Annotated in this window: 17 protein-coding genes; 14 read left to right on the top strand and 3 right to left on the bottom strand. The window is 41.9% G+C overall.

Annotated features, from left to right (window positions below):
* Positions 1-174: 174 nt before the first annotated feature.
* The 3 genes from BVI01S_RS21080 to BVI01S_RS21070 are packed head-to-tail and all read left to right on the top strand — an operon-like array spanning position 175 to position 2,163.
* On the top strand, positions 175-864 hold the full coding sequence (locus BVI01S_RS21080) for an anthrax toxin lethal factor-related metalloendopeptidase (RefSeq protein WP_034758572.1): 690 nt from the start codon (positions 175-177) through the stop codon (positions 862-864).
* A gap of 22 nt (positions 865-886) precedes the next feature.
* The gene (locus tag BVI01S_RS21075; RefSeq protein WP_034758574.1) at positions 887-1,681 is read left to right on the top strand and encodes a thymidylate synthase; all 795 of its coding nucleotides are present in this window, start codon (positions 887-889) and stop codon (positions 1,679-1,681) included.
* Positions 1,678-2,163, top strand: a complete 486-nt coding sequence (locus BVI01S_RS21070; RefSeq protein ID WP_034758576.1) for a dihydrofolate reductase — start codon at positions 1,678-1,680, stop codon at positions 2,161-2,163. Before BVI01S_RS21075 ends, BVI01S_RS21070 begins: the two co-directional genes overlap by 4 nt.
* A gap of 107 nt (positions 2,164-2,270) precedes the next feature.
* Here BVI01S_RS21070 and trhA read toward each other — a convergent pair whose 3' ends face one another.
* Positions 2,271-2,909: a PAQR family membrane homeostasis protein TrhA gene (trhA, locus tag BVI01S_RS21065; protein WP_034758579.1), complete on the bottom strand. Its 639-nt coding sequence runs from the start codon at positions 2,907-2,909 to the stop codon at positions 2,271-2,273.
* Positions 2,910-3,091: 182 nt separating this feature from the next.
* Between trhA and BVI01S_RS21060 the strand changes: the two genes are divergently transcribed.
* From BVI01S_RS21060 to BVI01S_RS21050, 3 genes are all read left to right on the top strand, one after another.
* A complete protein-coding gene (locus BVI01S_RS21060; protein ID WP_034758581.1) occupies positions 3,092-3,754 on the top strand; it encodes an SOS response-associated peptidase in 663 nt (220 codons plus the stop codon).
* Positions 3,755-3,846: 92 nt separating this feature from the next.
* Positions 3,847-4,098, top strand: coding sequence for a DUF2535 family protein (locus BVI01S_RS21055; RefSeq protein ID WP_034758584.1), 252 nt, complete (start codon positions 3,847-3,849; stop codon positions 4,096-4,098).
* 202 nt (positions 4,099-4,300) lie between these two features.
* Positions 4,301-5,143: a DegV family protein gene (locus BVI01S_RS21050; protein ID WP_061811467.1), complete on the top strand. Its 843-nt coding sequence runs from the start codon at positions 4,301-4,303 to the stop codon at positions 5,141-5,143.
* A gap of 78 nt (positions 5,144-5,221) precedes the next feature.
* Here the strand turns inward: BVI01S_RS21050 and BVI01S_RS21045 are convergent, their stop codons facing one another.
* Positions 5,222-5,707 carry a PCYCGC motif-containing (lipo)protein gene (locus tag BVI01S_RS21045; RefSeq protein ID WP_034758586.1) on the bottom strand — a complete coding sequence of 162 codons (486 nt, stop codon included), beginning with the start codon at positions 5,705-5,707 and terminating at the stop codon, positions 5,222-5,224.
* A gap of 216 nt (positions 5,708-5,923) precedes the next feature.
* Between BVI01S_RS21045 and BVI01S_RS21040 the strand changes: the two genes are divergently transcribed.
* The 3 genes from BVI01S_RS21040 (at position 5,924) to BVI01S_RS21030 (ending at position 8,406) form a co-directional block, all read left to right on the top strand.
* A complete protein-coding gene (locus BVI01S_RS21040; protein ID WP_229592484.1) occupies positions 5,924-6,913 on the top strand; it encodes a nucleoside hydrolase in 990 nt (329 codons plus the stop codon).
* Positions 6,914-6,991: 78 nt separating this feature from the next.
* Positions 6,992-7,822, top strand: coding sequence for an SGNH/GDSL hydrolase family protein (locus BVI01S_RS21035; protein WP_034758592.1), 831 nt, complete (start codon positions 6,992-6,994; stop codon positions 7,820-7,822).
* Positions 7,819-8,406, top strand: a complete 588-nt coding sequence (locus BVI01S_RS21030; RefSeq protein WP_061811464.1) for a YpmS family protein — start codon at positions 7,819-7,821, stop codon at positions 8,404-8,406. The genes BVI01S_RS21035 and BVI01S_RS21030 overlap by 4 nt, the downstream gene beginning before the upstream one ends.
* 63 nt (positions 8,407-8,469) lie before the next feature.
* On the opposite strand, the gene BVI01S_RS21025 is transcribed toward BVI01S_RS21030, so the two are convergent.
* Entirely contained in the window at positions 8,470-9,210 is a 741-nt protein-coding gene (locus BVI01S_RS21025) for a DUF4397 domain-containing protein (RefSeq protein ID WP_061811463.1), read from the bottom strand.
* Between the two features lie 328 nt (positions 9,211-9,538).
* On the opposite strand from BVI01S_RS21025, the gene rsgA reads away from it, so the two are divergent.
* The 5 genes from rsgA (at position 9,539) to BVI01S_RS22345 (ending at position 12,680) form a co-directional block, all read left to right on the top strand.
* Positions 9,539-10,564 (top strand): ribosome small subunit-dependent GTPase A, encoded by a 1,026-nt coding sequence (gene rsgA, locus BVI01S_RS21020; RefSeq protein ID WP_244886967.1) that lies wholly within the window; start codon positions 9,539-9,541, stop codon positions 10,562-10,564.
* 152 nt (positions 10,565-10,716) lie between these two features.
* On the top strand, positions 10,717-11,262 hold the full coding sequence (gene msrA / locus BVI01S_RS21015; RefSeq protein WP_061811465.1) for a peptide-methionine (S)-S-oxide reductase MsrA: 546 nt from the start codon (positions 10,717-10,719) through the stop codon (positions 11,260-11,262).
* Positions 11,255-11,677: a peptide-methionine (R)-S-oxide reductase MsrB gene (gene msrB, locus BVI01S_RS21010; RefSeq protein WP_061811462.1), complete on the top strand. Its 423-nt coding sequence runs from the start codon at positions 11,255-11,257 to the stop codon at positions 11,675-11,677. The genes msrA and msrB overlap by 8 nt, the downstream gene beginning before the upstream one ends.
* A gap of 109 nt (positions 11,678-11,786) precedes the next feature.
* Positions 11,787-12,287: a PTS sugar transporter subunit IIA gene (locus BVI01S_RS21005; protein WP_061811461.1), complete on the top strand. Its 501-nt coding sequence runs from the start codon at positions 11,787-11,789 to the stop codon at positions 12,285-12,287.
* 246 nt (positions 12,288-12,533) lie between these two features.
* Positions 12,534-12,680, top strand: a complete 147-nt coding sequence (locus BVI01S_RS22345) for a YjcZ family sporulation protein (RefSeq protein WP_079531961.1) — start codon at positions 12,534-12,536, stop codon at positions 12,678-12,680.
* The last annotated feature ends 37 nt before the right edge of the window (positions 12,681-12,717 follow it).

Genomic DNA, 12,717 nt, shown 5'->3' with positions numbered 1-12,717 from the left:
GCATATTGGATAAGGGTGAAGCAACATTCACTTCACCCCAACATTTGACGTTGAACCGTTTTTTTTGTTCATTTTAAGAAATGGAAATAATACTCTCTGAAATCGGGTCTATCATTATGGTAAAATAGTAATAATTGTATCATTGTCGGATCATAAGAAAAAGGAGGGATCAATGTGAAACGTACCTTCATCATCCTTCTGAATATAGTCACTCTTGTCATTCTCTGGACCCATTCAAATGCTACTTACGATGGTACCCTCTTAAAACACTCACCCCTTAAAACACAGCTAAACCTTCAATCCAGTGAGCAACTGGAAAATATGATCCTCTTACCAGAATCAACGTTTGATCAAGAAGAGGCCGGTGCAATGATCAAACGACTGGATCATATTCCGACCTCGCTCTTGGAGTCCGCCGAATCGCAGAATATCAAGATTCGATTATTCCAAACCAAGTTAACCGATTTTTCTACCACAAGTCACTTGAAAGGAGTCACCCCGAGAGGGTACACTAATAAAAGTATCACGTGGGATGATGTCCCTGGAATAGGTGGTTCCAAGCTTGTACTGGTAAAGATCGGTCATAGTGGGAAAGGAAAAGGGCACAACTCATATAATCTGGAACTTCATGAGTTCGCCCATAGCATTGATCGGTACGTGTTGACGGATCTATATTATGAGCTGGAATTCCTACCCCTTTGGAAAAGGGAAGCACCCCGGGTTTTCCCGGGTGAAGAATATTTCATTCAATACAAAGAAGAATATTTTGCTGAAACATTTGCTATGTACTATTTGAATCCCGAAACTAGGAATCTACTGAAAGAAAAGGCACCCGCAACATATCGATTTTTTAAAGAACTATAAACTAGTAAAAGGTGTGGTCACTGTGAAGCAGTATTTAGACTTGTGCAAACATGTACTGGAAAATGGGACAAAGAAAGAGGACCGGACGGGTACGGGTACGATCAGCACGTTCGGTTACCAGATGCGTTTTGACTTACAGGAGGGATTCCCTCTTCTTACAACGAAGAAATTGCATGTCAAATCCATCATCCATGAACTGCTTTGGTTTTTAAAAGGGGATACCAACGTAGCCTATCTACAGGAAAACGGGGTCCGTATCTGGAATGAATGGGCAGATGAGAATGGTGAATTGGGACCTGTATACGGGCATCAGTGGAGATCTTGGTCAGGTTCAGACGGTGAAACGATCGATCAGATCACAAACCTCATCGAAACGATTAAACATAATCCTGACTCCAGAAGGATGATCGTCAGCGCATGGAATGTCGCCGATGTGGATCACATGGCTTTACCTCCTTGTCACTGCCTGTTCCAATTCTACGTGGCAGATGGTAAGTTATCCTGTCAGTTATATCAACGATCAGCCGATGTATTCCTTGGTGTTCCGTTTAATATTGCCTCATATGCTCTTTTAACGATGATGGTTGCACAGGCTTGTGATCTGGAAGCAGGTGAATTCGTCCATACATTCGGAGACGTGCATATCTATCAGAATCATATAGATCAAGTGAACTTACAGCTTTCAAGAGAGCCTAAATCGTTGCCGAAGCTTGTAATCAATCCTGAAGTGAAGGACATATTCCAATTCACTTTCGAAGATTTCAAACTGGAAGGATACGATCCTCATCCGCATATCAAAGGAGTCGTGAGTGTATGATCTCGTTTATTTGGGCGATGGATCAGAATCAGCTGATCGGAAAAGATAATGGATTACCTTGGAGACTGCCTGAGGATCTGAAATTCTTCAAAAAGACGACGAACGGACATGCCATCATCATGGGGAGAAAGACATTCGATTCCATCGGTAAGCCGCTGCCAAATCGTGAAAATGTCATTTTGACCAGAAATACAGCATTTCAACAAGAAGGCTGCCTTGTCATGCATTCTGTTGAGGAAATTCTGGAGTGGTCTAAAGAAAAAGGCGGAGAAATCTTTATCATGGGGGGAAGGGAAATATATAAACAGTTCATCCCCCATGTAGAAAGACTATATGTCACACAGATCCATCATGAATTTGAAGGGGATACGACCATGCCGGCCATTCCATGGGAAGAATTCACTTGTATCTCATCAGAAAAGGGTGTCAGGGACGAGAAGAATCCTTACGACTATGAATTCAGGATCTATGAAAGAAAATAATCGAGGTTCAAGGAATCATTCAGTCTGCCTTGGACGATATGAGAATCGCATCATAATAAAAAGGTCCAGCCATATGCTGGACCTTTTTATCCGTTCAAATGATGAATTTACACATAGAACAAGATACAGAAATACATAAAACCGCTGCCGGCAAGGACGAACAGGTGCCAGATGGCGTGATTATAAGGAAGCTTGTTCCACACGTAGAAGATGGCACCGACGGAGTACATGATCCCTCCTGTTAAGAGAAGACCGAATCCAGCCCCTGTCAAACTGGCATAAAGTGGTTTAATCGCGATGATCACGAGCCAGCCCATCACAAGATAGAAGAGGGTGGAGACCACTTGGTAGCGCTGAACAAAATAACACTTGAAAACGATCCCCACTATGGCAAGACCCCACACTATCCCAAATAAAGTCCATCCTAATGCGCCTCTCACACTGACAAGCATAAATGGCGTATACGTTCCTGCGATCAGGACATAAATGGCCGAATGATCCAATATCGCAAATAGATTTTTCACCTTAGAAGGCTTAAAGCTGTGCAAGAGTGTCGAAAATAAGTAAAGAAGAATCATCGAAGCCCCGAATATCGAGAAGCTGACAATATGCCAGGCAGATCCTTCGTGAACGGCAAAAATGATTAACATCACTAATGCCGGAATGCTGAGAATCAAGCCGATACCATGGGTGATGGCGTTCGCAACTTCTTCTTTCCAATTGGAAAAATCGAAATCATATGTCAAAGTGGTTTCATCCTTTCTACGATCGTCAAATTGATCGCTTAACGAGTTTCATATATTCATGATAATCCTCTTTAAGCTATTGTGCAATCATCAACATAGTAAAGGAGTAAAGTATTATGGTTGGATTCGAGTGCGGAATGATGTATATTCCTAAGTAAAGAAACGATGATGAGGTGCCAAATATGTGCGGTAGATTTTCTTTGACGACCCCCTTGGAAGAATTGGTAAAACACTATTTGATAGATGAATTTCTTGAAGACTGGCAGCCGAGATACAATATCGCTCCATCCCAGAACGTCCTTTCCCTTATTTCTCATAAGGGGAAGAGGAGGGCAGGTGAAATCAAATGGGGGCTTGTTCCCCATTGGGCTGACGCCTCTAAGTGGAAGCCATTGATCAATGCCCGTAGTGAAACGCTCCTTGTCAAACCCAGTTTTAAAACCCTTGTGCATTCAAGAAGGATGGTGATCTTTGCTGACGGTTTTTATGAATGGAAGAAGGAGGAATCAGGTAGGATTCCGGTAAGGTTCCAATTGAAAGAAGAAAAGCCATTTGTATTTGCCGGGTTATGGGACAGGAATGGGGAGTTCACCACATCGACCATTCTCACAACCGAAGCCAATTCTCTGGTTGAAGATGTACATGAAAGAATGCCTGTGATGCTGACAAACAGTGAAGATATTGAGAAATGGCTCAACACCGATGAATACTCCTTTGATCAGGCTGCATCCGTATTGAAGCCACTTCCACGTGAAGTGATGAAGGGTTACCAGGTGTCCACCTACGTGAACTCTCCTAAACATGATACATCCGAATGCATTGTTCCGGTATCATCTGAAGGATAAAAAATATTCATTTTTTGCACGGTTTGACATTTTATGCGGGCGTAAATAGGGTATAATATAGGCATAAACGGGTGAAAAAGAGGATTGATACTTTGCTTACCAAAACCATCGAGTTCAAATCAAAGTATGGACGGAAGGTCAAAATCTCAGAAGTTCCTGTATTGAAGAAAGACAGCCCTCTCTACCTAAGGGTAAATCTCAGGCTGCATCAATTTATCACTAAAGTGATGAATCATCATGGGCCTAAGACCATCTTCAGCTTTAGAGAACATTTAAAGAGAACGACGAAATGGTCAGAGTACGAAGAAATTTATCAATCAGAAGAATTAAAGAATAATGCATAAGTTTTGCGGGGTTCTGATCCTTGAGGCATAGAGATGCCCATGGATCAGACCTTTTTATATGATTGTCTTCCATTCTGTTAGGGGCTTATCCCGGGATTTATATATCAATCCATGTCCAATGAGTTAAATGCTTACTATCTATTTAAATCCTCAGCGATTAACGATATAATACTAATGATATGGGAGATAGGATGTGGCAAAATTGACCAAAATTAAGATTGTAACAGATTCGACAGTTGATTTATCTGATGAAGTCGTAAACGAATTGGATATTCATGTGGTTCCTCTGTCCATTTCAATTGATGGAGAAACATACTTAGATAGAGTAGATCTTTCACCTCTGAGCTTCTTAGAAAAAATGAAGGCCTCGAAAGAATTACCAAAAAGTTCTCAACCGCCTGCAGGGTCATTTGTTGAACTGTATGATGAATTAGGTAACGATGGATCACGCGTTTTATCCATACATATGACCGGTAATATGAGTGGGACCGTTCGATCGGCAGAGTCTGCTGCGGAAATGTCTTCAGCAGATGTGACGGTAGTAGATTCCCGTTTCATTTCAAAAGGCTTGGCCTTCCAGGTGATTGAAGCCGCCAAACTTGCTCAAGAAGGAAAGTCTATGGATGAAATCCTTGCAGCCATCGAAGAGATCCGTTCCAACACCAAGTTGTTTGTCGTGGTGGATACCCTTGAAAACCTTGTAAAGGGTGGGAGAATCGGGAAAGGGCGCGCCATGATCGGTTCCCTGCTCAATATCAAGCCGATTGCATCACTGGAAGGAGCAGAGTATACTCCTGTTGCAAAGGTTCGAAGTCACTCACAAGTAGTGAAGTATTTAACGGCACAATTTGTGGAAGACGTGAAAGGAAAGACCATACGGGGAGTTGGGCTCGTCCATGCGGATGGAATGAATCTCGCTCAAAACCTGAAAGCCAAGATCATTGAGAAGACAGGATACGATCAAATCGAAATCGCACCGACAACACCTATCATCAGTACACATACAGGTATCGGGGCCATCGGTTTCATGTATTACACAGACTAATGAAAAAAGACGAAGGGAAATGATCCTTTCGTCTTTTTCTTTGTTGAAAAAGACAGCAGGTAAACCTGCTGCCTGTTATCAGGATGGCATCGGAGTCGGGGTGGGCTTTGCGTAGCCTTCTTTATACTGTTCATCAATGAATGTTCTGATTTGCTTGATCGATTCGCCATTTTTATATTTTACGATGGATTCAGCTGCGATTTTCAAGCAAAGCTCACATCTGGTACCGTGGTCGTCCCACACCACTTTGTCCCCCTCCGTTTTATAAACAAAGCAATTCAGGTTGCTTTCGTGCCCGGCTGAATCCCCGCACCCGCAATAACAAGGAATATATTGTAGAAGCTCAGGGTTTTTAGCTGCCGAGGAATAGATGAGTCTCATATTGTCATCCTTATCGTCAAGAAATGAGGGGAGGGTGTCGACAGAAGCGGTTTCTTCCCTGATGTCCCCGTTTGCCGCAGTATGGTCCTTATGAGTATCTTCATTCTGATCACTTGAACAACCGGCAAGTAATCCTAATAAACCAATCAAACATGTGAAATACAAAAAGATATTTTTCTTCATTCGAATCACCTTTCATTTTAGATATATAGGTATTGTACCATGGTACCCATCACGGGTTCGTCCATGTTATGGTTGATTTTATGAATATTCTTGCCACCTCATAACTACATCCAACATATCATAGAAATATAATAGGCAAGAAAGGCTCAAATAGAATCGGGAACAACAGCATTTCCTCCTTATTAGAGGATGTTTGATGAAGGGAAGTGTATGTGCTTGTCTGATAAAAAAAAAGTCTTGGTGATTTCGGATTTTGGAATCGATGATATCGTCGCAGTACTGTATGCTTACTATAGCGATACGATTGAAGTCGTTGGGATTGTTTCGGACTATGGGAATGTTTCCAGAGAATCTGCATTGAAAAATGTAAAGTACCTGCAAAGCATTACGGGGATAACCGATATCCCGGTTATTGGTGGTGCAGTCTCTGCCTTGACGGGTACCCGGCCGAATTTCTATCCGGAAGTTCATGGGGTGGCTGGACTCGGGCCGATCGTCCCGGATGAAATGACATTCGACCCTTCCGACATAAGTGAAAATTTCTATGAAATCAAGGAACTCATCAATCAATACGCAGGAGAACTCTATATTTACTCTGCCGGTCGATTGACCTCATTGGCCACTGCTTTCATCTTGTACCCGGAAACGATGAAGAAAGTCAAAGAATTTTATGTAATGGGTGGAGCTTTCAATGTTCCTGGGAATGTCACCCCGACCGCAGAAGCCAATTTCTATGGAGATCCTTATGCCGCGAATATCCTGATTCAGCTTGCCCCGAAGAAAATTCACCTCATTCCATTGGATGTTACAATGTATGCACTCATAACTCCCCTAATGATCGATCAACTTCACGAATTTTATCTGAAATCAAATGATAAAGTTGGCCAGATCATAAAACCAATGGTTGATTATTATTACGGGTTTTATAAGAAGACGTATCCGGATATTACTGGAAGTCCCCTCCATGATCTAGTGGCCATGTGGGCCCTTGCCGATGGAGGGAAGATGATATTCGAGGAAGTGCCGATACGGGTGGCCGTCAATACGGGCTGTACATTTGGTCAAAGTGTCGGGGATTTCAGGAAGTCAACGGATAAGGAACCATGGCGAATCCATAAAATTGCAAAACAATTCCATTACGGACAATTTATAAAGGAAGTTTTTTCTACTTTACAATCAGGACCGAGCCGTCAGGATTGGCGATGACCGATGGATGAGTGTATTAATGTTTTACAGGTGAAGAACCGTGATATAATAATTAAAAGAGTAAGCGAGGTGACACATATGAAGAAAATGTCCATTCTCATGCTCGCTTTTGTTTTTTTCCTGGCAGGGTGTTCGTTGGAAGATGCTGCTGATCATATTACAAGGGAAGTATCCAAGTGGGATAAAGAAAGTCCCAATGAAACATTTATACCGAAAAACTTGAAGGTGGTTTCAATAGGAGATTCATTGACTCAAGGTGTCGGTGACAGTACGAAAAAGGGTGGGTATGTTCCTTATCTGGAAAAAAGTCTCGAAACATTGGATGGGGTTAAGGATGCCCAGTTTCATAACTACGGAGTAAGGGGAAACCGTACCGATCAACTACTGAAAAGATTGAAGAAGGAAGATGTGAAATCTTCCATTAAAGAATCTGATTTAGTGATGATCACCATCGGTGGAAACGATGTTATGAAGATTTTTCGTGAAAATTTATCACACTTGAAGTTAGAGGTATTCCAGGAGGAGAAACGACAATATCAACTCCGGTTACAAGAGATCATTGAAACGATCAGAAGTTATAACCCCGATGCAGGCATTGTCCTGGTCGGTCTGTATAATCCTTTTAATACTTGGTTTTCGGATATTGATGAAGTCAATCAGGTGATTCATAATTGGAATGAAGCAAGCATACAGATACTGACGGGTTATGATAAGACGTTATTCGTGAAAATCGAGGACTTATTTATTGATGCAGGGGATACTTTGTTGTATGAAGACTACTTTCATCCCAATGATGAAGGGTATAAACTGATCGCAGACCGAATGTTTACGGATCTTGCAAAAGGGGAAACATTAGCTACATTGACAGATAGAAAAGATTCTGTTGAGGAAGAGGAGCAGCCGTCATGAAGAATAAATGGAAGGTGGGATTCTTTGTCCTTTTAGGAATGATCATACTTGGATTCGTCATCATCGTTTCCATGATCTTTATGCCTGTAAAGGATGATGCACTGCCTGACAACAAAAATAATACAGATCAACAAGTTGGATTTAATGTAGAGACCAACAAGAAAGATTTAAATCTAATCATTGAACATTATATTGAAGAAGAAGGGATGAAAGGGCCGGTGGATTACGATGTTCAGCTCAAGGATGATGTTGAACTACTGGGATCCGTCCCTGTTTTTACTTCAGATCTGGACTTTAAATTGAGTTTTGAACCGAAGGCGTTGGATAATGGGGATATTCTCTTAAAACAAAAATCCATTTCAGTAGGTTCACTGAATCTTCCGGTCAACTATGTATTGAAAGTGATCAGAGATTCTTATAATTTTCCGGATTGGGTAGAGATTCAACCCAATGATGAATTGATTTACGTCTCACTGCAAGACATGAAACTGAAGAGTGATGTGAAAGTACGGGCAAACAAATTTGATTTGAAAGAAGATAATATTTCTTTCAGACTACTCGTCCCTGTCGACCGTGCTCAATAAGAAAAAGGTGGCTTCCTTCTGGAGTCACCTTTTTTGTATGGTAAACCTTTTTATGCTGTGACTCTATCCTTTCAGCAATAGAGCTTCAAGTTCCGGTGTTCCATTGGCTAATCCAACGGCAACGATCGTGTATGCCTGATTTGGGCTCAGTTTCACATTCGGAACGCTCAGTACACTGTTTTTACTTCCGGCGACCCTTGCTTCGAGATTGACGGTCATTGGAGTCAACCCAAGATAATCGGTGGCTTGTTTAAAGGATATATCCGGGAATATGACGTCCCCGCCTTTCACAGCTATATCGACTGCCGGGGCATCAGGGGAAAGGTGAATGAACTTTACCTTTGTTTCTCCGCTTGGCACTGTTGGATCATCCAGATAAGGAAGTAATTGCATTTTATTCAGTGTTCCAACAGCTGCCAGAGTGTAGATCTTTCCTGGATCGATTTTCACTTTTTTACTAATGACTGTCGTCACACTTGTACCTGCAGGATAGACATCAATATGATACTTTCCGGCTGGTAAAGTTAAATAATCGCTCACATCCTTGAAGGCTACATCCCGTAATACACGATTTCCGTTCACATATACATCAACATTCGGTGCATCAGGGACGGCATGTAACACACGGACGTACGAAGGCTGTGTAGAGGTTGTCATGTCAGCACGCTGCGCCTGCATGGCAAGCCTCATATATTTAAGGTGCTTCTGGTAGTAATGAACGTGCATGGACGGATCGGAATATTTATAATAACCGGATAACAAGTCATACATCGCAGCTTTCGTCAAATAATCATGTTGGCTCATCCGTATCTCTCCCTTAACAGTATTAACACAATAGAATATGCCGGGGAGAAAAAATGGTGAAAACACCTATTTTTATAAAAATCAGAAATATAGCTTGCAAACCGGATGAAAATATTGGATAATAAAAGTACTAATTGAGAAAGTGGGTGATGTCATATGAACCTATCATTAATTGAGCAAAAGGCTAATGTAAATATGTATAATATCGGTTCTGCACGTCAACTCACTTTAAACGGGATTCTTTGATTTTTTTCATTTCTTCTTTCGTGAAAAATCCGTTGACGTGTCGAACCACGCAACGGATTTTTTTATTTTGGGAGGAAACAAGTTGAATACGAGAGAAACAGTTTTTGAAATGATGAACCACCTGACAGAAGAAGGTTTTATATTGGGAAGGGTTGTGACCGAACAAAGGGGTGCCTTTATGGTCATGACACGAACAGGGGAAGTGTTAAGTAAGATTTCAGGGAAACTCAGGTTTGACACCATTCAGCGCGAAGATCTACCCGCAGTAGGTGACTGGGTACTCCTAAGCAAGGAAGGGGCGGTCATTGAAAAAGTACTGCCACGGATTAGTAAATTCTCGAGGAAAAAAGCAGGAAATGAAGCAGAAGAGCAAATCATCGCCACGAATATCAATACAGTCTTCATCCTATCTTCATTAAACGATGATCTCAATAGCAAGCGGATGGAGCGATATTTACTTCTATGCTGGGAAAGCGGTGCAAATCCTGTCATCGTCCTGACAAAATCGGACACGTGTTCCGATATAGAAGAAAAGAAAAGAGAAGTGGAGAATACTTTGCTTGGGGTGAAAGTCGTTACCATAAGCGCCGTCAGTCGGGAAGGGATAGAGAACCTGATGCCTTATTTAAATAAGGGGCAAACCGTCGCCCTCGTTGGTTCTTCAGGAGTGGGAAAATCCACACTGACCAATCTCCTTGTAGGAGATGATGTCCAGAAGACAAAGGAAATAAGGGAATCCGATGACAAAGGCCGCCATACCACGACTCATCGGGAACTGTTCCTGTTAGAAAATGGTGCTGCGATCATTGATACACCGGGTATGAGAGAAATCCAATTGTGGCAGGGTCAGGAAGGATTGTCCACACAATATCATGACATTGAGGAATTAGCCCTTCACTGCCGATTCAATGACTGCCAGCATGAAGATGAACCAGGCTGCGGGATTCGCATGGCCATTGAAGAAGGAAGTCTTTCAGAGGAGAGGCTCGAACACTATCAGAAGCTGCAAAGGGAAATCGCTTATATGGAAAGACGGGGAAATAAGAGGTTAGAATCTTTGGAACGAAAGAAGTGGAAAAGTATAGGGAAGCAGAGAAAGTTTAAATAAAGGACGAAAAGAGTGACCCTATGGTGGGCGCTCTTTTTTTAATCATGGTGAGGTTTGATTCAAGCTAATTGCTTTCCCTTTTTAACAGGAATGCGTTAAAATCGCATACAAAGGGAATAGTGAAAGAGAATGTTATGGAAAGGATGACGAGCATGTCAGAAACTGAAATGTATCAAAAAGCCACGTTTGCCGGAGGATGTTTTTGGTGCATGGTAAAACCATTTGATGAACAGCCCGGAATCGGCAGTGTGACATCCGGATACACAGGGGGACACGTTCCAAACCCATCTTATAAAGAAGTATGTTCAGAAACGACAGGGCACTATGAAGCTGTTCAAATCGAATATGACCCCTCCGTTTTTCCTTACGAAAAGTTATTGGAACTGTACTGGCAGCAAATCGACCCCACGGATCCCGGCGGTCAGTTTTTTGACAGGGGCCAATCGTATAAAACGGTCATTTTTTACCATGACGAAGAGCAGAAGAGACTTGCTGAGGAATCAAAGGACAGGCTCGGGAAGTCAGGGATCTTTTCCAAGCCAATTGCCACAGACATTTTACCTGCCAAGGAATTTTATCCTGCAGAGGAATACCATCAGGACTATTACAAAAAGAACCCGGGTCATTATCAACGATACAGCAGGGGATCTGGAAGAGTTGCATTCATTGAAAATCATTGGGGGGATAAGAATGAGTAAAGATGATTTAAAGAAAAAGCTGACGCCCGAGCAATATGATGTCACCCAGAATAATGGGACGGAGCCGCCGTTTAGAAATGAGTATTGGAATACGTTCGAAGAGGGCATCTATGTGGATGTCGTGTCAGGTAAACCACTTTTCAGCTCGAAGGACAAATATGATGCCGGCTGCGGTTGGCCGAGTTTCACCAAACCGATCGATGAAGAAGAGGTTTCGGAAAAAGAAGATAGAAGTCACTTTATGGTCCGGACGGAAGTTAGAAGCAAAGAGGCCGATTCTCATCTGGGTCACGTGTTCAATGATGGACCCGGTCCTACAAAACTCCGGTATTGTATCAATTCGGCAGCACTCAGATTTGTCCCCGTCGAGAAATTGGAAGAGGAAGGCTACGGGGTATACAAGAAGTTATTCTAACATAATGAATTACTGTGAAAACATTCACATATGTGCTAAAATAGACTTTTCATGTTTACTTTGAGTTACATATGTGTATATAAAAATATGAAGAGGAAGGTGAATATTGATGCTTAAAAAGCTTTTTGGCAAAAAAGAAGAAGCACCTAAAACGGTGAATGCTGTAGCACCTTTAACAGGTACCGTGAAATCGCTTGAAGAAGTGCCGGACCCTGTATTTTCACAAAAAATGATGGGGGATGGAATTGCCATCGATCCGACGATAGGAAAAGTCGTTTCACCAGTAGACGGTGAAATCATGCAGCTTTTCCCGACTAAACACGCAGTTGGAATCAAAGCGAAAAACGGCGCTGAAATCCTCATCCATATTGGACTTGAAACGGTCTCGATGAACGGTGAGGGGTTTGAAGCCCATATCTCAGAAGGTTCAAAAGTGAGTATCGGAGACCCATTGATCACGTACGACCTGGAACTTGTAAAAGAAAAAGCGAAAAGCACCATCACACCTATCATCATCACAAACGGTGATGACATGGGAGATCTTGTGAAAAAAGACGTGACTAGTGTGACGGCAGGGCAGGAAGAAGTATTGGAAATCTCTTCAAAATAATTGTAAGTGGAAAGACCGGCGAAGATGCCGGTCTTTTTTTTATGGGATAAGTTTTTGGTGGAATAGGAATGCCCATATTATGATTTTGGTAAATGAAGCAAAAAATAAAAATGATCCATTGAATGACCCTCATAAGATATGCGTAAAGAAGTCTCATGAAATAAAAATGGGCGGATGCACAAACACATTCTAGGTGAATGACATAGAGTATAAGGTAAATAAATAATTTTTTGAGGAGAGATAGGTATGAACTATGGTTATGGCTGTGATCCATGTTATCAAGGTGGATATGCTTATCCGGTTGCCGGTTGTGGCGGTAGTGGTTTTGCGTTAATCGTTGTGTTATTCATCCTGTTGATTATTATTGGAGCCGTTTGTTACTGCGGACATTAATCCGTTTAGAGGATAGTTGAAAATAATGATGAAAAAA

The sequence above is a fragment of the Rossellomorea vietnamensis NBRC 101237 genome, from assembly GCF_001591825.1.
Lineage (GTDB): Bacteria > Bacillota > Bacilli > Bacillales > Bacillaceae_B > Rossellomorea > Rossellomorea vietnamensis.
Note: the sequence above shows the minus strand (reverse complement) of the source record. Positions and strands in the feature narration are given on the sequence as shown.